Here is a 23,584-nt window from a genome sequence, read left to right as displayed (position 1 = left end):
CGCACCGAGGCAGCCGGTTTCCCGAACTCCTACCAGCCCGTGGTCAGGGCGACGCCGGCCCAGAATCCGCAGTGATGCGCGCTCGCGAAGTTCGTCTCCACCTGCGGAGTAGGGGCGACCAGCGAGAGCACTCTGTTCTGCAGGATGCCGAACTTCGGCCACTGCTGAGCTGCGGTCGCCGGTGAGCCGGTTGCGGCGAACTGCGTCCACGCACCGCGCATCGTGGCGGCGAGCTGCTCCTGATCGGAGGACAGCGTTCCGGGCAGCGCGTTCGGCAGATCGAAGAGGTACTGCAACTCGGAGTCATGCGTTGCCGCCAGCGGCGCGCCCAGCGAATCCGGGAGGTCGCGCTACGGTGCGTTGGCGTCGTTGAACTCGTAGCCGTAGGTCGGAGTCCAGAGGGAGGCCGTTGCATCCAGCGCGTATGCGGTGCAGGAGAAGTTGGCGTCGGTCGCGGCGGCGCTGAACGCATGGTTCGGCGTGGCATACGCCGACAGCGGGTACTGAGCAGCGATCCGGTCCGCGACGGACGTCGAAACCCCGAACGATGAGGAGATCGTCGAGACGTAGTTCGCCGCCGTGACCGGGCTGGGGCCGGACAGCTGCACCGTTGCGCCCTTCTGCACGCTGACGCCGATCTCCGTGAAGATGCGCTCCTCGCTCGTGTTCGATCCGTTGATGATCGGCACCCGGTTGAAGTTGCCTGTGGCGATCGCGGTGCCGATCGACTGCTTCACGACGGCGCCGTCCACGACGCCTGGGGTGATGGACAGCGGCTGGTGGGCGACGAGGTCGTCGACCGGCACGCTTCGGAGGCAGTCGGCGCTCTGGTCGGCGCAGCCGAGCGCGTCTGCGGTGGCCTTGCCCTCCGTCTCGGCCTGGGCGAGGGACTTCTGCTTGGGTGAGAACGCACCGCTCTCGACGATGGCACGCTGGAACAGGCCCTTCGCGCCCGGCGACACCAGCTGCTGAAGCACCGAGAGACCGCCGGCAGACTGTCCCGCGATCGTCACGTCGTGCGGATTTCCGCCGAACTCCGCGATGTTGGTCTGCACCCAGCGCAGCGCGGCCTGCTGGTCCATGAGGCCGTAGTTGCCGGCCGTGCCGTGATCCGCGAGCGCGGGGTGGGCGAGGAATCCCAGCAACCCGAGGCGGTAGTTGATGGTGACGACCACGGCCCCTGTCGCAGCGAGCTTGTCGGCGTTGTAGTCGGCACCCTCTCCGAACTCGAATCCGCCGCCGTGGATCCACACGATGACGGGCAGCGACGCAGCACTCGTGGTGGCGGGCGCCGTCACGTTGAGGTACAGGCAGTCCTCGCTCGAGCCGTTCGGGCTCGCCGGCATCTGCGGGCAGACGGGCGAGTAGGTGGACGCATCCCGCACGCCCGACCAGTGTGCGGCGGCCTGTGGTGCCCGCCAGCGCAGGTCGCCGGTGGGCGGTGCCGCATACGGCACGCCACGGAACTCGCGCGCGCCATCACTGCTGATGCCCTTGAGCGCGCCGGCGTCCGTGCTGACGACGAGCGGAGCGGATGTCGCGCCGGCGGCATGCGCGGACGCCGGCCCAACGACCGCGATGGCCGCGATCACGGCTGCGAGCACAGCGAAGACGAGGGCGATCCGGCGACGGGAGTCGGAGATCGGGACGGCGCGGGCGAGCGTCGACGTGGACTGAGTCGGTGGATCCTGTGGGTATCCGATGCGGTTCATATCGACCACGATGGCGCCAGGGAGACGTCCGAATCGCCTGGGTAGCTCCCGGGTCGGCACCCCGGTAGGGACACCCGTGACGCCCGGGGTGGCGGTCTGTTTTGGCCGCGGGTGTGCTGGGGATCTCGGCCCCCTACGCCGGAGTCCTAGCGGCCCAGCGCGCCCGCCAGCTGCCGTCGCGAGGTGACTCCGAGCTTCGTGAAGACCTTGCGCAGATGCCATTCGACGGTGCGCGGGCTGAGGTAGAGCTGCGCGCCGATCTCGGGATTGGTACCGCCAGAGGCGGCGAGCATGGCGATCTGCTTCTCCTGTGACGTGAGGTCTTCCAGAGGATCGGCGCTGCGACGATGGACAGTCTCTCCGGTGGCGAACAGTTCGCGACGTGCACGTTCGGCGAATCCGACGACGCCCATGTCGCTGAGCATGTCGTGGGCTATCCGAAGCCGGTCCCTGGCCTCCACCCTGCGGTTGGCGCGCCGCAGCCACTCGCCGTAGACGAGTGAGGAGCGGGCCAGCGGGGCGCGCTGCCGGGTACGGGTCAGCAACTCGATCGAGCGCAGGTAGAGGCGTTCCGCATCGGCGTCGGCGGCCGTCAGCGCGGAAGACCGTGCGGCGACGCCGAGCGCCCAGTCGGTGGCACAGGCATCCGCGATGTCGTTCAGGCGGGCAGCGGATGCCAGCGCCTCCACCGTGTTCCCGGTGCGCACGGCCGCCTCGACGTGTTCGGGCAGGAGCCAGGAGGCCAGCCCGATGTCGAACGGATGGCCGGCGACATCGTTCGTGGCCTCGAACGCGTCGGCGTAGCGGCCGAGCGCGTTGAAGAGCATCCCGCTTGCGAACGCGATGGAGATGAGCCACTGGCCCTCCCCGCGACGGAACACGTCATCGCGTGGTGCATCGATGATGGGCAGCGCGGCGACCTCGTCACCGCGGAACGTGTGGAGCCACAATGCGCGATTCATGGTGGGTGGCGCGTCGGTCACCTGGATGACGGGTCGGACCGAGTCGGCGAGGGACTCGGCCGCGGCCACCCTGCCGCTCCACATCAGCACGGAGACGCGCTCGGCCATCGCCATCGGGAGCAGGGACAGCGCTCCGGTGCGGTAGCTGTGCTGCAGCTGCAGGTCGGTGAACTCGTCGTAGGCGACATCGTCGGAGAGGATGCGCGCCACGAGGCTCCCGAGCGCCAGCCAGTGCGGGCCTTCGTCGTCGCCGACAGCGTCTGCACCCAGCCCGCGCCGCAGGACGTGCAGCGGCGGCCCGCCGGAATCGGCGGGCTCGGCGGACGGCAGCCCGTCGCCCGATTGCCCGTCGCCAGGGGGATCGTCACGCACTGGCCGAGCCGGCTCGACACCGCGGTCGTCGGTGTCGGCGTTGTCGGGGCGCACCATCGCCTGGCGCGCCTCGGAGGTCAGCGAGGCGAGCGCCGTGCGGAGGAGCGGGGCCGCCGCGGCATAGCCGTCGATGACGAGCACGGAGAGGCTCCGCAGGGCGTCCCAGGCCGCAGCCGAGGAGGGGAGCAGGCGTGGGGTCGGTGCCTCGAGGATGGCCGATGCGACATCGCGCAGGTCGACGCCGACGGCCAGCGAGCCCGAGCTGAGGGCCGCGTTGAAGGCGTCCGCATAGATCGCGATGGATGCCTCGGCGTCGTGCGGTGCGAGCCGCTCCGCTGCGTGCAGCAGGAGTCGCGGAGCGTCCTTGCCTCGCGTGACCGCGTGCGCGGCCCGCGCCCGCACGAGCTCCGCCCTTGCGCGTTGGTGGTCGTCGAGCTGGGAGGGCGTCGCGAGTTCGAGGAGCGTCAGCGCGTCGGTCGTGGCGCCGGCGCGGAACTTGTCCTCGGCAGCCATGAGCGCCCTCCGAGCCCGGATGTTCGGATCGGGGGTGAGCTCGACGGCGCGCTGATGGAACGCGGCGCCCGCCGCAAGCCCGCCCCGAGCCTGTGCTCGCCGCGCGGAGCGCACGAGATCGGCCGCCACCTCCTCGTCGAAGCCCACGACGGCTTCCGCCCGGTGCCAGGCGCGACGATCGGGATCCTCGACCGGGTCGGTCACGTCGGCGAGCGCGCGATGCGCCGCCTGCAACTGTTCCGGCGTCGCAGCGCGCAGGGCCGCCGACCGCATCAGCGGATGCCGGAACCGCAGCTTCACGCCTAGCTCGAGGAGCCCGTCGTGGATCGCGGGCGTGAGCGCGTCGGCCGTGATCCCCAGCTGCTCTGCTGCCTTCAGCACGAGCCCGGGATCGCCGATCGACTCGACGGCGGCGACCACCAGGATGCTCCTGGTCGCAGGTGGGAGAGCGTCGATGCGTCGCACGTAGCTGCCCTCGATGCGAGTGCCGACGCCCGGCGTCGGGGAGAGGCCGAATCCGCCTGCCACGTCCGCCGGGCTGAGACCGCGGGGGAGTTCGGTCAGGGCCAGCGGATTGCCGCCGGTCTCCGCCACGATGCGGTCGCGCACCGCGGTGTCGATCGGGCCGGCGAGCACGGAGTCGAGCAGGCTGCGGGCATCCGTGTCGTCAAGGCCCTCGACGACGAGCGTCTCGAGACCGGCGAAGGTGGGATCCTCGCTCGGCTCGCGCACCGCGAACACGATGCCGACCGATTCGGCGACGAGCCGTCTGGCAACGAAGGCGAGCGTCTGTCGCGAGGCGAGGTCGAGCCACTGGGCATCGTCGACGAGGCAGAGCAGCGGTTTCTCGGCGGCGGCCGCAGAGAAGAGGTTCAGCACGGCGAGCCCGACAAGGAAGCGGTCGGGTGCGCCGCCTGCCTGCAGGCCAAGTGCAACGCCGAGCGCCGCGGCCTGCGGCGCGGTCAGTGCATCCCGATACTCCAGCAGCGGCGCGCACAGCTGGTGCAGTCCGGCGTAGGCGAGCTCCACCTCGGACTCGACGCCATGGGCGCGCACGAGGCGGCATCCCGACGCGCGCGACACGAGGTGGTCGATGAGAGCCGATTTGCCGACTCCGGCTTCGCCGCGGATGACGAGCGACCGGCTCTGACCACCGCGCAGACTCGACACCAGGTGGTCGAGGAGCTGGGTCTCGGTTCGTCGTCCGAGGAGAGTCGATGCACGTGCCGATGCCACGACCCGATAGTAGTGGTGGTGCGAGAAACCGCTCTCAGTCGCGTTCGTCCCGCTCGAGCAGCAGCCGGGTGAACTCGAGGGATCGGATCAGCCACACCGCTTCTATCCGTTCGTAGGCAGCCAGCACGTATCCGCGACCATGGATGCGTCGTCGGCTGCCGTCTCGGCCGCGGCGCACGGCGAGGTGGTCGAACGCCCACACCCCTTCGGCTCGGTTCGGCGAGTGGATCGTGAGCTCCTCGAGGCAGGCGGTGAGCACGAGCACGGCGCCTCGGTAGCGCTCGGCGAGGGTGCTGCCGATCTGCGGGGCATCCGCGAAGCACACCAGCTCGCCGTCATCGCCGTAGGCGCGGACCTGCCCGCTCGACGTGAACAGCCGGTCGAGCTCGTCCCACGCCTTCATCGCGGCGTACCGGCAGAAGCGCGCCTGCAGTTCGCGGAGGCTCTCACGGACGACGAGCTGCCCGAGTGCGTCGGGTCGATCGGCGGGACGCACGGGGACCATGGTGTCCTTTCACGATGTGGGGTGATCCGACGATCCCGCATCGCGGCACCCGGCGCGCCCGTGCATCCCCCTGGCATCGTCCCGGGCGACGGAGGGCGGGGCGGTGACGGTGGCCGTGAGCACGACGCAGCGCACGTCCTCAGTCGCGTTCGTTCGGACCCGTCAGGTAGGCGAACACGACCTCGATCGCGCTCTCCAGGTGGTCCGTGTCGCCGGTGACCCACATGGCCCCCACGCCGCCCTGGATGCCCGCGATGAGCGCCGCCGCCGTGCGGTCGGCCGATATCTCGGCGCGCACGAGGCTACCGGCCTGGAGGGAGCGGATGCCATCGGCCAGCATCCCCTGCCAGCGCCGCAGCAGGTCGAGCACGATCGCATCGACGCCGGGTGTTCGGCCGAGCTGACGACTCAGCGCGTTGAGCGGACACCGCGCGCCCTGCGCCCGATACCGGGCGACGACGACGTCGCGCCACCGTTCCCAGGATCGCCAACTCGAGAGGTCGCCGAGGTGCGGCTGCTGCTCGTCGAGCACGCGCTGGGATTCGTGCGCCATGACGGCCAGGAGCAGGTCGTCCTTGCCGCCGGGGAAGTAGTGGAAGAGCTGTCCCTTGCTCGTGCTCGTGATGGCGAGCACGTCGTCGAGGGTGATGGTTCCGGACTCGTCGCCGCGGAGTGCCTCTGCGGCTCCTTCGACGATGCGCTGTCGGGTCGCAAGCCCCTTCGCCGTGAACGCCATGACGCCAAGAGTAGACCGGTCGTACCAGTTCTGGGATTGATCTGTGAGGAGGTTGTTCAGAGCAGAGCGGCGGCCGCTCGCACTGACTGCCGTGAGCGAACATGCTCGAGATCAGCACATTTGGACTTGAGAGTCCAATAATGTCGGCCTAGCGTGCACGTCATGACTGACCGACTCTTAGGCAAGAACGCACTCATCACTGGCTCAACCAGCAATATCGGACGCGCCATCGCGACAGCGATGGCGGCGGAAGGAGCCGGCGTGGTGGTCTCGGGACGCGACGCCGAACGCGGAGCGGAGGTGGTGGCATCCATCCGCGATGCGGGAGGGACTGCGGACTTCGTGCGCGCGGAGCTCGACGGCTCTCGTCTCGCCAGCGAGACCCTGGCTGCGGAGGCCACGGACATCCTCGGCGGTCGGATCGACATCCTCGTGAACAACGCGGGCATCTTTCCCGGCCACACGACGATGGACGCCGACGAGGCGCTCTTCGACCGCATCTTCGGTGTGAATCTGAAGGCGCCCGTGTTCCTGACCCAGGCGCTGGTGCCCGGAATGATCGAACGAGGTGGGGGCGTCGTCATCAACCTCGGCTCCTGGGTGTCGAGGCTGGCGGTGGCGTCGTCTCCGTTGTACGCCGCGTCGAAGGGCGCGACCGAGACGCTGACCAGGGCGTGGTCGGCGGAGTTCGGGTCGCGCGGCATCCGCGTCAATGCCATCTCGCCCGGCGTGATCAGCACGCCGGGCTCGCCGACCGAGCCGGCGGGACGGATGATGCGCGGCACGCCGGCCGATGCGGCAGGGCATCCGGATGCGATCGCCGCCGCGGCGGTGTACCTCGCCTCGGACGACGCGGCGTTCGTGCACGGAACCGTGCTCGACGTGGACGGCGGACGTGTCGCCGTGGCGGTGATGGCCACGGCCTGAGCGGTGACGAGACGAAGGAGTGCCGCATCCGAGAGGTGCGGCACTCCTTCGTCGTTCACATTGCCGAGGTCTCGCCCTGGTCGACTCATCGGCGGCGGATCAGGGGAGTCAGACCGCACTGTCGTCCCCGTCTGCTGACGCAGGAACTCCGGCCGCCCGCCGTTGACCTCGTCGCGGATGCCGACGGATCACTCCGGAAGCGGCTGTCCGGCCTGCTCGCGCACCATGTGCTCCGCGTACCAGTCGGGCCAGTCGGCATCCTCGTGACCGATCCGCGCCTCGTGCTCACCGTGAGCGGCGGCCGCGCGGCGCAGCGCTCCCGCGAGCTCCTGCGGCGTGTCGTACGACGTGCGTGCGATGCGGCCAGGGATGCGCGTGGTCACCTCCTGCACGACCCACTGGTTGCCGTCCGGGTCCTCGAACGAGAGGAACGAGCCGTACGAGCCGCGGTTCGGTGCGAGCCCCGGGATGCGCGCCGTCGTGCCGGCGTGGTGGAAGACGCCGGTGGCGTCATGGAAGATCTCGCTGACCTCGACACCTCGGGAGAGGAGGTCGGCGCGGGTCGCCTCGATGTCGTTCACGACGACCATGAGGCCCTTGGTCGAGCCCGGCTCGGCGTCGGTGACGCCGACCCCGAAGATGATCGAGGTGGGCGAGGCGGGCGGCGTGAACTCGATGACGCGGTAGTCGTCGGCGACCTTCAGGTCGACGTCGAGCTTCCAGCCGAGCCGCTCGTAGAAGATCAGGGCGCGGTCGGCGTCGGCGACCGGAAGCACGACGACCTCCAGCTTGATGGGTGTCTCCGTGGCCGGCGTGGAGTTCGCAGCACCGTCGGTCACGGACTTCTGAACCTCGGATGTGGTGTCGATGCTCATGGCTGATTCCCTTTCGATCGATGACCCATCCGACGATGCCGTGCATGCGTCCGTGCGGCGCCCGTGCATCCCCCTGGGGCGACCCCGGGTCTGTCCGGGCCGGGGTTAACACGGGCGATCCCGACCCCTAGCGTCGAGATCGGATCAGCCGGACGAGGATTCCTCGGACGCCGCACGAAGCCCCGGAGTCATGAGAGTCCGGGATATCAGCGGACGGCGATCCGTCCACCCGTTCACGACAGCAAGGGATGCCGACCATGTCCGTCACGAAGTTCTCACTCGAATCCACTCTCGATCCCGCGGACGTCTTCGACGTGCTCACCGACTTCGGGCCGAACCGCGTCGAGAAGTGGCCGTCCATCGATGCCGCGCACTTCACCGTGCACGAGCTCGGAGACACGTGGGCGGAAGTGACGGAGGGCACTGACGCCGCATGGGAGCGCGAGCGCTACGAGTGGGATCCCATCGCTCGCCGGGTGAGCATCACCACGCTGGACTCGAAGCTGTTCGGCGCAGGCGGCGGCTGGACATTCCAGCTCACGCCCACCGAGACCGGCACGCGGATCGACGTGCAGCTCGTCCGCACGCCGAGCTCGTTCAAGGGCAAGGTGCTGGCGAGCCTGCTCCCCCTGATCGGACCCTCATCGCTGCGCAAGTCCTTCAGTGCACCGCTTCAGGCGGCATAGTCGCAGGCGCTGACCGCTTTCGGTTGCTGTACTGCGCAGCCGAGTCGGCGTGCATCCGTCTCAGGCGTCGTCGTCGGGATGTGAGCGGATATAACGCTCGATGCGACGGTCGGGAACGAGCCACATCACCGCGACCGCGACGAACGGCAGCAGCCCCAGCCACGGCAGGATGAACGCCAGCCCGATGCCCAGCAGGTAGAGCACGGGGGAGAGCCACCCCTTGACGTCGCGGCCGATGGCATCCCGCAGCCGTTCCCCGCCCGGCCTCCGCAGGATCACCGACTGCAGGATGAAGTACGCGATCGCCGCACAGAGCAGGTTCAGTCCGTAGACCACCGTCGGAACGAGTGCGACGTCGGTCTTGGTGAGCCAGGCCGTCGTGAACGGATACAGCGAGAGCCAGAACAGCAGGTGCAGATTCGCCCAGAGCACGGTGCCGTCGACCTGAGGATGCAGCTGGAACAGGTGGTGATGGTTGTTCCAGTAGATGCCGATGTAGATGAAGCTCAGCAAATAGGTGAGCAGCCCGAGGCCCGAGTCGTTGACGAGCGATGAGAAGGTGACGCCCTCCGGCACGGCCAGTCCGAGCACCATGACCGTGATGATGATCGCGAGCACGCCGTCGCTGAACGCCTCAAGCCGATTCGACCTCATGCGAGCTCCATGGCTCGTCGGGCGGACGCGGCGTCGAACAACTCGCGGGGTGAAGGACTCACACGGGAAGCCTATTGTCGCGAGGCATTGAGGCCACGGAACTCGGCGCCTATCGTCATGAACATGTGCCGCAACATCCACACTCTCCATAATTTCGAGCCCGCGGCCACCTCCGACGAGGTGCATGCGGCAGCCCTGCAGTACGTGCGCAAGATCGCCGGAACGACCAAACCGTCGAAGGCGAATCAAGAGGCGTTCGACCGGGCCGTGCACGAGATCGCGCACCTCACCCAGCATCTGCTGGACGACCTGGTCGCCACCACTCCGCCGAAGAACCGCGAGGAAGAGGCGGCGAAGGCAAGGGCGCGCGCGGTGCGGTCCGGGCGGTACGCCGCGGCCTGATCGATCGCCGCCGACGGAGCGGTCGTCTCTGGAATCATCGCGCGCTTTTTCACCATCGACTCCGTTGTCGGTACGCTGCTTCTTCGCATGGGCATGACGGGACTGCCCACGCAGGGCGATGGCGTTGGCCGAAGCTCGTCGCGATGCTTCCCGCGGAAAACGACCGCGCCGACCCGCACCGGCGTGACGGAAGGACGGCGCACGTGGCCCTCGTTGACTGGATCATCACCCCTCTCGGCTGGGCGTTGCGGAGCAAGCGCACCGATCCCGGCGGCAGCGTGCAGTTCGCGCCGCAGCTCAACGCGAGCGGATCGTTCGGCGCCCTCACGATCACCTCGCCGTCGTTCGAGGCCGACAAGGAGATCCCGCGCAAGCACAGCGGCACCGGCCGCGGCCCGAACGTGTCTCCCGGACTCGACTGGGGCAGACTGCCGGAGGGCACCGAGCAGATCCTGCTGATCATCGAGGACACGGATGTGCCGATGGCGCAGCCGATCATCCACACCATCGCGCTCCTCGAGCCCGCATCGCCCACCGGTGTGCCCGGCATCCCCGAGGGCGCCATGACCCCCGGCAATCTGCGGGTGCACTACGTGCCCGCCTTCCACGGCTGGGTCGGCTACAGCGGTCCGCGTCCACTGCCGGGACACGGCGTGCACCACTACGGATTCCACGTCTACGCGCTCGACACGGTGATCGAAGCGCACGACGCCGACGGCATCAGGGACCTGCTCGAGCTCGTGCACGGGCACGTGCTCGCCTCCGGGGTGCTGACCGGCACACAGCGCAGCTGAGGTACGCGGCGTCTTTCGTGACGCCGGCGACGCTGTTCTGACGCCGACGGCCTCGGCCAGCGTCCGCGTCAGGGGCGCAGCAGCTGAGCACTCCAGCCCCGCGACGCGCGGTCGTACCGCAGGCGCGTGTGGATGCGAGACGTCGCGCCCTCCCAGAACTCCACCGTGTCGGGGTGGAGGTGCCACACCGTCCACGCCGCCGGCACAGCATCCGGTTGCCGGGCGAGCCTCCGCCTGGCCTCCTCGAGGTCGTCGGTCAGCGCTTCGTGCGACTCCAGGGGTGCGCTCTGCGTTCCGGAAAACGCGATCGCCCGGGCCTCGGGGTTGCGAGCGAGGAAGTCGCGGCGCGATTCGTCGTCGGTTCCCTCGACGATCCGCCCGCGGATGCGCACACTGCGTACCTGGTCGCGCCAGTAGAACGTCAGCGCCGCGACCGGGTTCACAGCGAGCTGGCGGCCCTTCGCGCTGTCACGCTTGCCGGCGAAGCACCAGGCGCCCTCCGCCGTCAGGTCCTTGAGCACCAAGAGCCGCGAGTCCGGCATTCCGTCGGAATCGACCGTCGAGACCGTCATCGCGTGAGGCTCGGGGATGCCGGCCGCTTCAGCGGAACGGAGCCAATCGAGGAACAGCTCCTGCGGCGTGTCTGGCCGGGTCGCGGGGTCGAATCCGGGCGGTGTGCCGACGAGGCTCGGGATGGCGCGGAGGTGCTCGCGCAGCGTCTCGCCCGGTGCCTGGCTGTGCTCGTCGAGTTCGGATACAGGGGTCATGCCTGGATGTTATGGTGTTACCTGTGGAGGAATCAAGCGGTAATCCAGTTTCTGATTTGAGGCTCGATGCCGAGGGTTTCCGCGGCTATCTTCAGTCCAGACTTGCCGGGCTCCGCTCGAGCGACGCCGGTGTCATCCGTCTCGTCATCGACGATCCGCAGTTCGTCGCCGGCGGCACCACGGCGGAGGTGGCTGCTCGCGCCGGTGTTTCGGCCCCGACGGTCGTCCGTGCCGCTCGGGCCGTCGGATTCAGCGGATTCGCCGACCTCAAGCTCGGCCTCGCCTACGCCCGCGGATCCGCAAGGTTCTTCACCCCGTCGCCCCGCCTCGACGCGACGACGCCGGCATCTGACGTGCTCGCGACGACGCTGGACGGCGGGCGTCGAGCCCTGTCGGCGGTCGAAGGCGCCGTCGCCGCGGATGCGCTGGAACGCGCGGCTCGCAAGCTCGGCCGTGCACGTCGCGTGCTCGTCATCGGTGCCGGCACCTCCGCTGCCGTGGCCGTCGACATCGCATTCCGACTGAACTCCATCGGCGTCCCGGCCAACAACGTGGCCGATCAGATGTCCGCGCTCATCGCTTCCCGGCTGCTGGGCAAGGGAGACGTCGCGCTTGCCTTCAGCTCGACAGGGCGAACTCCGCAGACGCTGGCCGTCTGCGACGCCGCACGCTCGAGTGGAGCGGCGCTCGTCGCTGTGACGAACCAGGCGGCGTCTCCTCTGGCCCGACTCGCAGACATCCCGATCGTGGTCGCGGGCGACGACCTGCCAGACCAGATGGCAGCGTCGGCGAGCAGGCTCGCACACCTCTCCGTCATGGATGCCGTGCTCACGGTCGTCGCCCTGCGGAACCCGGATCGGTTGCGGCACGCCGAGCGGGCGGGCACCGACCTTCCTCCGCTCACCGAGTAGTCCGCCGGCGACTCTGACCGGATCAGGGCGTGCCGGACGAGCCAGGCGACGGTCCGTGTGAACCCTGCGTGACATCCACCCGATAGCAGGGGCACCGTGCGTATCGTGAAGCATGACCCCTTCGATTCAGCAGTACCCCTCGCAGCACGGCGCACCGACGGGCACGAACGGCACGGCAGGCACCTCGCAGCCGCCGCGGATCAGCACGCTGGGTGAGCTGAAGGCATCCGGTCACGTGCAGAAGTCGCTGCGTTCCGAGGTGCGCGACAACCTCCTCGCCAAGCTCCGCGCCGGGGAGGATGCCTGGCCCGGCGTGCACGGATTCGAGAGCACGGTCATCCCGCAGCTCGAGCGCGCGCTGCTCGCAGGACACGACATCGTGCTGCTCGGCGAGCGCGGACAGGGCAAGACGCGTGTGCTGCGCACCATCGGCGGACTCCTCGACGAGTGGACGCCCGTCATCGACGGGTCGGAGCTGGGCGAGCATCCGTATCAGCCGATCACGCACGAGTCGATCCGCAGGGCTGCCGAACTGGGTGACGAGCTGCCCGTCGCGTGGCGGCACCGCAGTGAGCGCTACGTGGAGAAGCTCGCGACGCCTGACACGTCCGTCGCCGACCTGATCGGAGACGTCGACCCGATGAAGGTGGCTGAGGGTCGCTCGCTCGGCGATCCTGAGACCATCCACTTCGGGCTGATCCCGCGCAGCCACCGCGGCATCGTGGCGATCAACGAGCTGCCCGACCTGGCGGAGCGCATCCAGGTGTCCATGCTGAACGTGATGGAAGAGCGGGACATCCAGATCCGAGGCTACGTGCTGCGGCTGCCGCTCGACGTGCTCGTCGTGGCGAGCGCCAACCCGGAGGACTACACGAATCGCGGCCGCATCATCACGCCGCTGAAGGACCGGTTCGGCGCCGAGATCCGCACGCACTACCCGCGCGAGCTCGAGGCGGAGATCGCCGTCATCCGGCAGGAGGCGGAGCTGGTGGCGGATGTCCCCGATCACCTCGTCGAGATCCTCGCCCGGTTCACGCGCAACCTGCGCGAATCCAGCTCGATCGACCAGCGCAGCGGCGTCAGCGCGCGCTTCGCGATCGCCGGAGCCGAGACCATCGCGGCCGCAGCGCTGCACCGCGGGACGTCGCGCGGCGAGGACGAGGCAGTGGCTCGCACTGTCGACCTCACGACCGCCGTCGACGTGCTGGGCGGCAAGATCGAGTTCGAGACGGGGGAGCAGGGACGCGAGTCCGAGGTGCTCACCCACCTGCTGCGCACGGCCACCGCCGACGCGGTGCGCGCGCACTTCCGCGGCATCGACTTCGCGCCGCTGATAGCGGCCATCGAGTCGGGCGCCATGATCACCACCGGCGAGCGGGTCACCGCGGCCGAGTTCCTCGCCGGACTTCCCATGCTGGGCGAATCCCCGGCATACGACGAGGTCGTGGAACGACTCGGTGCACACACCGACGGCGAGCGCGCCGCCGCGATCGAGCTGGCGCTGGAGGGCCTCTACCTCGCGCGCAAGATCGGCAAGGACACCGATGGGAGCGAGACCGTCTATGGCTGAGCATTCGGACGCCCGCAAGGGGCCGAGTCACGTCAGTCGCTTCCGTCGGTACGACGGCGGTGACCCGTTGGCGCCGCCCGTCGACCTCGCGGAAGCGCTCGACGCGATCGGCGAGGATGTCATGGCCGGCTATTCCCCTGAGCGCGCACTGAGCGAATACCTGCGCCGAGGCGGCCGCGACCAGCTGGGCCTCGACGACCTGGCACGCCGCGTCGCCGAGCGACGGCGGGATCTGCTGCGGCGACACGACCTCGGCGGCACGCTGCAGGAGATCCAGAAACTCCTCGAGCACGCAGTGCTGGAGGAGCGCAAGCAGCTCGCCTGCGACGTGGACATGGACGACACCGACCGTTCCTTCGCCGAGATGCGCCTGGAGAACCTGCCGTCCTCGACATCGGCGGCGGTGAACGAGCTCGGCGACTACGACTGGCGATCGCCGCAGGCCCGTGCTGACTACCAGAAGATCAAGGACATGCTCGGGCAGGAACTGCTCGGCCAGCGCTTCGAGGGCATGAAGCAGACCCTGCAGAACGTCACAGACGAGGACCGGCAGCAGGTGAACGAGATGCTGTCCGATCTCAACGAGCTGCTCGACAAGCATCGACGCGGGGAAGACACACCGCAGGACTTCGAGGAGTTCATGGCAAGGCACGGCCAGTACTTCCCGGAGAATCCGCAGAACGTCGACGAGTTGATCGACGCGCTCGCCGCCCGGTCGGCCGCCGCCCAGCGCATGCTCAACTCGATGACGGAGGAACAGCGGCAGGAGCTGATGGAGCTGTCGGCTCAGGCGTTCGGATCCCCGCAGCTCATGCAGCAGCTCGCCGACCTGGACGGCAACCTGCAGGCGCTGCGCCCTGGCGAGGACTGGACCGGATCCGAGCGCTTCGACGGCGACCAGCCGCTCGGGCTCGCCGACGGCGCGCAGGTGCTCTCCGACATCGCGGACCTCGACGAGCTGTCGGAGCAGCTGTCGCAGGGCTACAACGGCGCGCGTCTCGACGACGTCGACCTCGACAAGCTCGCCAGGCAGCTCGGCGACGAAGCAGCCGTGAACGCGCGCACGCTGCGCGAACTGGAGCAGGCCCTGCGCCAGAGCAACACGTTCCGCCGTGACTCGCAGGGCAACCTGCAGCTGACGCCGAAGGCGATGCGGCAGCTCGGGCAGAGCCTGCTGAAAGACATCGCCAAGCGGATGTCGCGGCGCGCCGGGGAGCGCGACCTGCGGCTCGCAGGGGCGGCGGGGGAGTCATCCGGTGCCACGAAGCCGTGGGAGTTCGGAGCGACGGAGCCGTGGGACATCCCGCGCACCATCCTGAACGGCGTGCTGCGCAGGGCGGCAGGTGGGACTGCGCCGCGCGTGGCCGGGCCGGGCGGACGGCTCATGGAGCTGGACGACATCGAGGTCGCCGAGACCGAGACGCGTACACAGGCTGCCGTGGCGCTGCTGGTGGACACGTCGTTCTCGATGGCGATGGACGGCCGCTGGGTGCCGATGAAGCGAACGGCGCTCGCGCTGCACACGCTGATCCGCACCCGGTTCAGGGACGACAGTCTGCAGCTCATCGGATTCTCCCGGCACGCGCAGGTGATGGACATCGAGGAGCTCACCGGTCTCGACGCCATGTGGGACAAGGGCACCAACCTGCATCATGCGCTGCTGCTGGCGAACAGGCACTTCCGCAAGCATCCGGATGCGCAGCCCGTGCTCCTCGTCGTCACCGACGGCGAGCCGACGTCGCACCTGGAGGCGGACGGATCCGTACGGTTCGCTTACCCGCCGCATCCGATCACCATCGCGCACACGGTCGACGAGCTGGACGTCTCGCAGCGGCTGGGTGCGCAGATCACGATCTTCCGGCTCGGATCCGACCCGGGGCTGGCGCGCTTCGTGGACTCGCTGGCCGAGCGGGTCGACGGGCGCGTCGTCGCACCCGAGCTCGACGACCTCGGCGTCGCCGTGGTGGACAGCTACCTCGGGTCGAGGTGGACGGGCAGCGGATCGAGCGGCTCGGCATCCGGGTCCGGGTACGACGGCGGGGGCTGGTTCGGCCGGGGCGGCTGGGTGGACGGCGGCCTGTTCGGATAGCCGGCGGTAGGCTGCCACCGACCCGAATCGTTTCGCGCCACGGTGACGGGCTCGCTCAGCCGGATCCGTGGCCCCGGTGCACTGGAGCACTCATGACCTTCCGTCCGCGTCCCGCCACGGCGGGGACCGCCGCAGTCCGCGCAGCGCGGGACTTCCTCTTCGAGCATGCGACGGACTACGACGGGGCAGTCGCGGGATTCGACTGGCCACAGCTGGAGGAGTTCAACTTCGCGCTCGAGTGGTTCGACGTCGTGGCGGGGGAGCATCCGGATCGCGCGGCGGTGACCATCGTGGTTGCGGACAACAGCGCACGCTCGTGGAGCTACGCGGAGCTGTCGCGGCGCAGCGACCAGGTGGCGAACTGGCTGATCGGGCTCGGCATCCGCCGCGGTTCGCATGTGATCGTCATGCTGAACAACACGATCGAGCTGTGGGAGATCATGCTCGGCATCGCGAAGGTCGGTGCTGTGTCGGTGCCCACCTCGACACTGCTGTCGGCCTCCGACCTCTCATTTCGGGTGGAGAAGAGCGAGGCAGGCGCGGTCGTGACGCTCACGGACCTCGCCGATCGGCTCGACGGTCTCGACCCGTCACTGATCCGGATCGGCGTCGGCGCGGGACTGCCCGCCGGATGGGTCGCCGTGGAGGCCTCGCACGACGTCTCCGACGAGTTCACGCCCGACGGCCCGACACCGGCGGGCGACACCAGCCTGCTGTACTTCACCTCGGGCACCACGAACCGGCCGAAGCTCGTGGAGCACACGCACGTGTCGTATCCGCTCGGGCACCTCTCCACGATGTGGTGGCTGGGTGTGCGCCCAGGTGACGTACATCTCAACATCTCGTCGCCGGGATGGGCGAAGCACGCGTGGAGCAGCTTCTACTCACCGTTCCTCGCCCAGGCGACGGTGTTCGTCTACGACTACGCGCGCTTCGACGCGGTTGCCCTGATGGACGTGATGCAGACGCACAAAGTGTCAACGTTCTGCGCGCCGCCGACGGTGTGGCGCATGCTCATCCAGGCCGACCTCACCCGCCTTTCGACGCCGCCGCGCGAGCTCGTCGGCGCCGGCGAGCCGCTCAATCCCGAGGTGATCCACCGCGTGCGGGATGCCTGGGGCTCGACCATCCGCGACGGCTACGGCCAGACCGAGATGACGTGCTCCGTCGGCAACTCGCCCGGGCAGCGCGTGAAGGACGGATCCATGGGGCGTCCGCTGCCGGGATATCCGGTGGTGCTCGTCGACACGGTCACCGGGGAGGTCTCCGAGACCGAGGGCGAGGTGTGCCTCGACCTGTCGCACCCGATCCTGGGGCTCATGCGCGAGTACTACGGGGAACCGGATGCCACTGCCCGGTCGCGGCGCGGCGGCTACTGGCACACCGGGGACATCGCCTCGCGGGACGAGGCCGGGTATCTCACGTACGTGGGGCGAGCCGACGACGTGTTCAAGGCATCCGACTACAAGATCTCGCCGTTCGAACTGGAGTCCGTGCTGCTCGAGCACGACTTCGTGGTGGAGGCGGCCGTCGTGCCGAGTCCCGACCCGGTACGGCTCGCCGTGCCGAAGGCGTACGTGACGGTGACGGCCGAGGCGGCCGCCGACGAGGATGCCGCGGCGCGCGCCATCTTCGCGTTCGCCTTCGAACGGCTCTCCGCGCACCAGAGAGTGCGCATCATCGAGTTCGTGCCCGAGCTGCCGAAGACGATCTCGGGCAAGATCCGGCGGATCGACCTGCGCGCCAGGGAACGCGAGCGGATCGAGGCGGCGGACGAGGCGGGGCAGTACCGGGAGCGGGACTATCGGTGAGGGGCGGTTCAGGGTTCTTGCGCCCGGGCGAATGATGGTGTGAGACGAATCGCAACATTCGCTCGCCACGTTGCGCACCTCCATACGCTCGGACCATGGCCGAATCCCGCGTGTACGTCATCCACGAGAATCCGGAATGGTTTCCGCCGCTGAAGGCGGCGTTCGACGCCGAGGGTGTGCCGGTCGAGGAGATTCTTCTGATCGACGGCGGGATCGACCTCGATTCGGAGCCGGCACCCGGCGTGTACTGGTCGCGGATGAGCGCATCGGCCCACACCAGAGACCATCGACACTCGAAGGACTACACCAGGGCCGTGCTGGCCTGGCTCGAATCGTGGGGCGCGACCGTCGTCGGCGGGAGCCATGTGCTCGAGCTCGAAGTGAGCAAGGTCGCCCAGCATGGACTGTTGCGATCGGGTGGGTTCGACGTTCCGCGCACCTCCGCAGCTTTCGGCGTCGCGGATCTGCTGTCCCGTGCCAGGGCGTTCGAGGGGTCGTTCATCACGAAGCACAATCAGGGCGGCAAGGGCCTTGGTGTGCGCAGGTTCGACTCTCACGGCGAGCTGGAACGTCACGTCGCCTCAGCCGACTTCGAGGAGTCGGCGGACGGCGTCTATCTCGTGCAGGAATACCTCCGCGCGAGGGAGCCGTTCGTCACGCGCGCGGAATTCGTGGGCGGTCGGTTCGTGTACGCGGTACGTGTGGACACGAGCGCCGGCAGCTTCGAGCTGTGCCCTGCCGATGCCTGCGTGGTGCCCGGGGGAGCGGCGTCGGTAAGCGCGTTCAGCCTGAGGAGTGAGATCGATGCCACGCATCCGCTGATCCGCGACTTGGAGGTGCTTCTGGCACGGGCGGGCATCCTGATCGCCGGTATCGAGTTCATCGAGACGGAGGACGGTCGCACCGTCGTCTACGACATCAACACCAACACGAACTACAACCCGGATGTCGAAGCATCATCACCGGTTTCCGGACCCCGGAGCATCGCAGCCTTCCTGGGCGGCTTGCTCGAGAAGGAACGCGTCGGAGCGCTCCTGACGGCGTGATCGCGGCGGCGTGTCAGACGCTTGCCATGGTCGACACGTCTGGCGTGCGCGGAGCCCGCAGTCCCTGAAGCGCCTGATCCAGATCATCGATCAGGTCGCGTGCGCTCTCGACGCCGATCGAGAGGCGAATGAGTCCATCGTCGATGCCGGCGGCGGCGCGTTCCGCGGCGGAGATCTTCGCGTGCGTCGTGCTCGCGGGATGGATGGCGAGCGATCGCACATCACCGATGTGGGTCATCCGGGTGAAGAGTTCGAACGCATCGAGCACCTGGCGTGCAGCCGCGCGCCCGCCTTCGACGCAGAACCCGAAGACGGAGCCGTATCCGTTCGGCAAGTACCTGCGGGCGCGATCGTGGTATCGGCTTGAGGCCAGGCCGGAGTAATCGACATACCTCACCTCAGGCTGCCGCTCCAGCCACTCGGCCACAGCCAGGGCGTTCGCGCAGTGACGCTCCATGCGAAGGGACAAGGTCTCCAAGCCCTGAAGCAACAGGAACGAACTCAGCGGCGATGCTGTCGGTCCGAAGGCGGCGAGCGGCCTCGCGCGGGTGTATTCGGCGAATGCGGTCTCGCCGTACCGTTCGGTCCAGCTCTCCCTGCCGATTCGAAACGGGGCCTGGAATTGCGGGTAGCGATCGGCGTGATGTGCCCAGTCGAACGAGCCACCGTCGACGACGACCCCACCGAGCGATGTCGCGTGCCCGGTGAGGAACTTGCTCGTGGAGTGCACGACGACGTTGGCGCCGTATTCCAGGGGTCTCACGAGATAGGGCGTCGCGACGGTGTTGTCGATCACGAGCGGCAGCCCGTGTCTGTCGGCAACGCCGGCGACTCCCTCGATGTCGAGCACGTCGTTCTTGGGATTCGGAATCGTCTCGGCGAACAGCAGCCGGGTGGTATCGCGGATGAGCGCATCCCACTCAGCGAGGTCGTCCGCGTCGTTGACATAGTCGACGGTCACGCCCAGACGCGCGAACGCGTCGCCCATGAGTCCCTTGGACCCCTCATAGACGCTGGGCGAACTGACGATGTGGTCGCCGGAGCCCACGAGGCTGAGGAGGGTCGAGGCGGTGGCGGCCTGCCCGCTGGCGGTAAGCACGGCTGCCTTGCCGCTCTCAAGGGACGTGAGTCGTGCCTCCGCGACCGCGTTCGTGGGATTCCCGCTCCGTGCGTAGAAGAACCCGGCGTCGTCGCCGGCGAACCGCGCCTCTGCCTGGTCGAAGTCGTCGAAGACGTAGCCGGCGCTCAGATAGATGGGCGTGATGCGCGGCCTGAAGACGCCGTCATAGCGCTCGCCGGCATGCACCTGACGTGTCTCGAAGTCGAGAGTGCCGGTATCGCGAGTGGTCACCGTGCTCCTGTCATCGGGTGGTGGCGACGGCCGGCCCGTGCTCGCCATCTAGTTCCATCGCGCGCACTGCATCGCGCAGTTCGTTGCGTCGATCCGGGGTGAGGGGCTCGTCGTCGAAAAGTGACGGCACCGATCCGACGAGGAGGCGCGTGTAGGGATGCTGTGGACCGAGCAACACCTCGCCGGTGGTGCCGTTCTCCACGACATTTCCCCGATAGAGCACCGTCACCCTGTCGGCGACGCCTCCGAGCGATCCGAGATCGTGGGTGATGAAGACGACGCCGAGACCGCGCTCCCGCCGCAACGCGAGCAGCAGCTCGATGATCGCGACTCGAGCAGAAGCGTCGAGCGCGCTCACCGGTTCATCGCAGATCAGCAGCCGCGGCTCCACCGCCATCGCGCGACCTATGGCAACCCGTTGCCGCTGCCCGCCGGAGAGCTCTCCTGGGTGCTTTGCCAGGAGGTCGGGGGCAAGCGCCACCAGATGCGCGATGCGTTCGGCGGCATCCCGCAGTTCTGGGCGAGATCTGCCGCCCTGCACGACGAGTCCCTCCACCAGAGCGTCGAAAACGGTTCGGTCGGGATCGAGACTCCGAAGCGGATCCTGGAAAACGTATTGCACGACTCCTGAACGGCGGAACGAGCGAAGGGCCCCCCGACGCAAAGGCGTGGTGTCGCGCCCTTCGACCGCCACCGTGCCTGCGGTCGCAGGCACGAGGCCGAGAATCGCTCTCGCGAGTGTCGTCTTACCGGATCCCGTTTCCCCGATGAGGCCGATGATCTGCCCGGATTCGACGGTGAAGTCGACGCCGTGCAGCACCTCGGTCCGCTTACGGCCATGACCGAGTTCCACCTGTAGCCCTGAGACTTCGAGTAGCGCTGTCATCTGTCGTCTCTCTGTCGGCGGACGCGATCGATGCCGAACCGTTCGTGGCTCTGCACGAGCGAGCGCGTGTACGGATGTTGTGGTTCCCGCAGCACCGTCCGCGTCGGACCGGATTCGACGATGTGCCCGTCGCGGAAGACATGCACCTCGTCACTCACCTGGGCGATCACGGCGAGATCGTGCGAGACGACGACCAGCGTGAGGTCGCGGTCCCTGCGCAGCCGGGAAAGGAGTTCCAGCACCTCCGCCTGCACCGTCACATCGAGAGCCGTCGTGGCCTCGTCGGCGATCAGCAGCTCGGGATCGCCGGCGATGGCGATGGCGATCAGAACTCGCTGGAGCATGCCCCCCGACAATTCGAACGGATACTGGGTGTAAACGTGTGAGGGACGGTGGAGACCCATCGCCTGCAGCAGATCGATCGCTTCGGCCCGCGCGGTCTTCCGCTTCAGCCGGCCCTGCACCCTGAAGACCTCTGCCAGCTGAGCGCCGACGGTGATGGACGGATTGAGATAGGAGGCCGGATCCTGGAAGACGGCCGCGATCCGACTTCCACGCAGCCTCGCAGCCTGACGAGCGGGCAGCGAGGTGATCGCCTCGCCGGCGAACCGGATCTCTCCGCCGGTGATCTCCGCTCCCGCAGGGAGAAGACCGAGAATCGACCGGCAGGTCATGGTCTTCCCGCTTCCGGACTCACCGACGAGCCCGATGGTCGTCCCTTTCGGCACGTCGAAGCTGACACCGTGCACGACTTCGGCTCCTGTTGCGATGCCCACCCTGAGTTCGTGGACGTGCAGCAACGGGGCAGGGACGCCCTCCGCATTGCGGGGTACGTCGGATGTGCGTAGGACGTTTTCGACGCTGGGCTCAAGAAGTACTGACACGGCGATCTCGCCTCCTCAACAGTTGAACGCGGCCGTGATCGCCGCTGGTGTCTTTGATGGCGTCGGCGAGCAGATTGAGCGCACCGACGGTGGCCATGATCAGAAGCGACGGAAAGATCGGCCCGTACGGAGCTTGTGAGAGGTAGCTGAGATCGCTCGCGAGAATGCCGCCCCATGTCGGATCCGGCGGGACGACGCCGATGCCGAGGAAGGTGAGGGACGAGACGATCAGCAGTCCGGCGGCAGTGGCGTTCGCGGTGGCGACGACAAGCGTCGGCAGGATCTTCGACCACACGTGGGTGCGGATCACACGGAACAGCGATGCACCGAACAGTTGCGATGCGGTCACGTACTGGGCGTTCGCATGGCTGAGGACCGCGGCCCTCGTGATGCGATAGAACGAGGGCGCGATCAGGATTCCGACCGCGATCATCGCCTGCTGGACTGCATTGCCCAGGAGCGCGGCCACCGCGATGGCGAAGATGAGAAAGGGCAGCGCGATGAGGCCGTCCATGACGCGGAGCGTGATCCACTCGTACGCTCGTCCGAGATACACCGACGTGATTCCGGGGATGACGCCGATGACGAGGCCGATCCCGACGGCTTCGAGGGCAGTGAACACCGAAAGGGGTGCACCGGCGAGCACACGGCTCAACACATCGCGGCCCAGGTAGTCGGTGCCGAACCAGTGCGTCGTACTCGGCGGCTGAAGGATGGCCGCGGTGTTCTTCACGGGATCAAAGGGGGCGATGGCCGGTCCAATGATCGCGATCACCAGAACGAGGCCGAGCACGATTGCCGCGATCAGACCGGCCCTCGTGTGCAGGGCGGAGGCGATCTGCTTCATATTTCTCTCCGTGCAGCTGGCCGAAGCCTGATGAGAAGGACGTTGACGACGGCAGAGGAGACGAGCACGAGCACGATGGTCACCAGGAGCGCGCCCTGCACGACGGGGACGTCGCCTTCGAGCGCGGCCGTCTTGGTGAGGCTGCCGATTCCGGGCAGTGCGAAGACCGTCTCGACGATGACGGCCCCTCCGATAAGGCGCGGCACGTGCATGCCCAGCACTGCGACCGCCGGGCCGGCGCCGTTGCGGAGAGCATGCACGAGGATGATCCGGGTGTTCGAGAACCCTCGCACGCGGGCTCCGACGATGTAGTTCTCATGCAGGGTGCCGGCGAGCCCTGTGCGCAGCTGCCGCGCGAGATCGGCCGCCGTGTCGAGACTGAGGGCCACAGACGGAAGCACGAGGAAGCTCGCCCATTTCGCGAGCCCGGCCGAAGGGGCGACCCATCCGCCGGAGGGCAGGACGGGAATGACCAGAGTGAACAGGATGATCAGCGCGATGGCGGCGATGAAACCGGGGACGGTCGCCAGGAACGAGGTTACAAGGGTCACGGTGCGGTCCAGCCACCCGCCCTGTCTGACAGCGGCGAGGATGCCGAACGTTCCGCCGAGGAGCACGGCGATGAGCAACGCGAAGACGGCGACCGAAAGGCTGACCGGGAGCCGCTGAGCGATGCTGTCGGTGACCGGGATCTTGGTGAACCACGACGAGCCCAGATCGCCGTGCAGCGCATTCCAGAGCCACAGGAAGTAGCGAACGATCAGGGGTTTGTCGAGACCGAACACCTCGCGCATGCGAGCAACATCCTGTGGGGTAGCTGCATCGCCGAGGACAAGGGACGCTGGGTCCTGTTTGGTCAGCCCGCCGAGCATGAACGTGATGAAGGTGGACACCAGCAGTACGGGAACGGCGATGAGCAGGGATCGGCCAAGGGCGACTGCCGTGCTGATCAGCAGGGGAAGCGACGAGAACCGTGCGGTCCCCGCGTCAGGGGCGGCATCGACCGATCGACCGACACCGCCCCGCACGTTGAGAGTCGTCATGACGT

20 protein-coding genes and 1 pseudogene are annotated in these 23,584 nt (G+C 68.1%); 9 read left to right on the top strand and 12 right to left on the bottom strand.

Annotated elements, in window-relative coordinates; all coding sequences use genetic code 11:
• Nucleotides 1-29: 29 nt before the first annotated feature.
• The 4 genes and pseudogenes from ACX9R5_RS18065 to ACX9R5_RS18050 form a co-directional block, all read right to left on the bottom strand.
• Nucleotides 30-1,712 (bottom strand): annotated as a pseudogene (locus tag ACX9R5_RS18065) (carboxylesterase/lipase family protein).
• Between the two features lie 146 nt (nt 1,713-1,858).
• On the bottom strand, nt 1,859-4,795 hold the full coding sequence (locus ACX9R5_RS18060) for a helix-turn-helix transcriptional regulator (protein ID WP_459410452.1): 2,937 nt from the start codon (nt 4,793-4,795) through the stop codon (nt 1,859-1,861).
• Nucleotides 4,796-4,829: 34 nt separating this feature from the next.
• The gene (locus ACX9R5_RS18055) at nt 4,830-5,291 is read right to left on the bottom strand and encodes a nuclear transport factor 2 family protein (protein WP_459410451.1); all 462 of its coding nucleotides are present in this window, start codon (nt 5,289-5,291) and stop codon (nt 4,830-4,832) included.
• A 148-nt stretch (nt 5,292-5,439) separates the two neighbouring features.
• Nucleotides 5,440-6,036: a TetR/AcrR family transcriptional regulator gene (locus ACX9R5_RS18050; RefSeq protein ID WP_459410450.1), complete on the bottom strand. Its 597-nt coding sequence runs from the start codon at nt 6,034-6,036 to the stop codon at nt 5,440-5,442.
• 162 nt (nt 6,037-6,198) lie between these two features.
• Here ACX9R5_RS18050 and ACX9R5_RS18045 point away from each other — a divergent pair, with 162 nt between their 5' ends.
• Entirely contained in the window at nt 6,199-6,963 is a 765-nt protein-coding gene (locus ACX9R5_RS18045) for an SDR family NAD(P)-dependent oxidoreductase (protein ID WP_459410449.1), read from the top strand.
• Between the two features lie 188 nt (nt 6,964-7,151).
• On the opposite strand, the gene ACX9R5_RS18040 is transcribed toward ACX9R5_RS18045, so the two are convergent.
• Nucleotides 7,152-7,838 carry a VOC family protein gene (locus ACX9R5_RS18040; RefSeq protein ID WP_459410448.1) on the bottom strand — a complete coding sequence of 229 codons (687 nt, stop codon included), beginning with the start codon at nt 7,836-7,838 and terminating at the stop codon, nt 7,152-7,154.
• Nucleotides 7,839-8,095: 257 nt separating this feature from the next.
• Between ACX9R5_RS18040 and ACX9R5_RS18035 the strand changes: the two genes are divergently transcribed.
• Nucleotides 8,096-8,524, top strand: coding sequence for an SRPBCC family protein (locus ACX9R5_RS18035; RefSeq protein ID WP_459410447.1), 429 nt, complete (start codon nt 8,096-8,098; stop codon nt 8,522-8,524).
• A gap of 60 nt (nt 8,525-8,584) precedes the next feature.
• Here the strand turns inward: ACX9R5_RS18035 and ACX9R5_RS18030 are convergent, their stop codons facing one another.
• Nucleotides 8,585-9,178: a TMEM175 family protein gene (locus ACX9R5_RS18030; RefSeq protein WP_459410446.1), complete on the bottom strand. Its 594-nt coding sequence runs from the start codon at nt 9,176-9,178 to the stop codon at nt 8,585-8,587.
• A 123-nt stretch (nt 9,179-9,301) separates the two neighbouring features.
• Between ACX9R5_RS18030 and ACX9R5_RS18025 the strand changes: the two genes are divergently transcribed.
• Nucleotides 9,302-9,580, top strand: a complete 279-nt coding sequence (locus ACX9R5_RS18025; protein WP_459410445.1) for a DUF2277 domain-containing protein — start codon at nt 9,302-9,304, stop codon at nt 9,578-9,580.
• Between the two features lie 203 nt (nt 9,581-9,783).
• Nucleotides 9,784-10,374: a YbhB/YbcL family Raf kinase inhibitor-like protein gene (locus ACX9R5_RS18020; protein WP_459410444.1), complete on the top strand. Its 591-nt coding sequence runs from the start codon at nt 9,784-9,786 to the stop codon at nt 10,372-10,374.
• A gap of 68 nt (nt 10,375-10,442) precedes the next feature.
• Here ACX9R5_RS18020 and ACX9R5_RS18015 read toward each other — a convergent pair whose 3' ends face one another.
• Nucleotides 10,443-11,141 (bottom strand): pyridoxine/pyridoxamine 5'-phosphate oxidase, encoded by a 699-nt coding sequence (locus ACX9R5_RS18015; protein WP_459410443.1) that lies wholly within the window; start codon nt 11,139-11,141, stop codon nt 10,443-10,445.
• Nucleotides 11,142-11,197: 56 nt separating this feature from the next.
• Here ACX9R5_RS18015 and ACX9R5_RS18010 point away from each other — a divergent pair, with 56 nt between their 5' ends.
• The 5 genes from ACX9R5_RS18010 (at nt 11,198) to ACX9R5_RS17990 (ending at nt 18,568) form a co-directional block, all read left to right on the top strand.
• Nucleotides 11,198-12,052 carry a MurR/RpiR family transcriptional regulator gene (locus ACX9R5_RS18010; RefSeq protein ID WP_459410442.1) on the top strand — a complete coding sequence of 285 codons (855 nt, stop codon included), beginning with the start codon at nt 11,198-11,200 and terminating at the stop codon, nt 12,050-12,052.
• Nucleotides 12,053-12,164: 112 nt separating this feature from the next.
• The gene (locus tag ACX9R5_RS18005; RefSeq protein WP_459410441.1) at nt 12,165-13,622 is read left to right on the top strand and encodes a magnesium chelatase; all 1,458 of its coding nucleotides are present in this window, start codon (nt 12,165-12,167) and stop codon (nt 13,620-13,622) included.
• Nucleotides 13,615-15,711, top strand: coding sequence for a vWA domain-containing protein (locus ACX9R5_RS18000; RefSeq protein WP_459410440.1), 2,097 nt, complete (start codon nt 13,615-13,617; stop codon nt 15,709-15,711). Before ACX9R5_RS18005 ends, ACX9R5_RS18000 begins: the two co-directional genes overlap by 8 nt.
• Before the next feature lie 92 nt (nt 15,712-15,803).
• Nucleotides 15,804-17,522: an AMP-binding protein gene (locus ACX9R5_RS17995; protein ID WP_459410439.1), complete on the top strand. Its 1,719-nt coding sequence runs from the start codon at nt 15,804-15,806 to the stop codon at nt 17,520-17,522.
• 95 nt (nt 17,523-17,617) lie between these two features.
• Nucleotides 17,618-18,568 carry an ATP-grasp domain-containing protein gene (locus tag ACX9R5_RS17990; protein WP_459410438.1) on the top strand — a complete coding sequence of 317 codons (951 nt, stop codon included), beginning with the start codon at nt 17,618-17,620 and terminating at the stop codon, nt 18,566-18,568.
• A 13-nt stretch (nt 18,569-18,581) separates the two neighbouring features.
• Here ACX9R5_RS17990 and ACX9R5_RS17985 read toward each other — a convergent pair whose 3' ends face one another.
• The 5 genes from ACX9R5_RS17985 to ACX9R5_RS17965 form a co-directional block, all read right to left on the bottom strand.
• Entirely contained in the window at nt 18,582-19,919 is a 1,338-nt protein-coding gene (locus tag ACX9R5_RS17985; RefSeq protein WP_459410437.1) for an O-acetylhomoserine aminocarboxypropyltransferase/cysteine synthase family protein, read from the bottom strand.
• 10 nt (nt 19,920-19,929) lie between these two features.
• Nucleotides 19,930-20,805: an ABC transporter ATP-binding protein gene (locus ACX9R5_RS17980; RefSeq protein WP_459410436.1), complete on the bottom strand. Its 876-nt coding sequence runs from the start codon at nt 20,803-20,805 to the stop codon at nt 19,930-19,932.
• Entirely contained in the window at nt 20,802-21,581 is a 780-nt protein-coding gene (locus tag ACX9R5_RS17975) for an ABC transporter ATP-binding protein (RefSeq protein WP_459410435.1), read from the bottom strand. Before ACX9R5_RS17975 ends, ACX9R5_RS17980 begins: the two co-directional genes overlap by 4 nt.
• Nucleotides 21,582-21,672: 91 nt before the next feature.
• The gene (locus tag ACX9R5_RS17970; RefSeq protein WP_459410434.1) at nt 21,673-22,536 is read right to left on the bottom strand and encodes an ABC transporter permease; all 864 of its coding nucleotides are present in this window, start codon (nt 22,534-22,536) and stop codon (nt 21,673-21,675) included.
• Entirely contained in the window at nt 22,533-23,579 is a 1,047-nt protein-coding gene (locus tag ACX9R5_RS17965) for an ABC transporter permease (RefSeq protein ID WP_459410433.1), read from the bottom strand. The genes ACX9R5_RS17970 and ACX9R5_RS17965 overlap by 4 nt, the downstream gene beginning before the upstream one ends.
• Nucleotides 23,580-23,584: the final 5 nt, after the last annotated feature.

Source organism: Rathayibacter sp. CAU 1779, from assembly GCF_054551755.1.
Note: the sequence above shows the minus strand (reverse complement) of the source record. Positions and strands in the feature narration are given on the sequence as shown.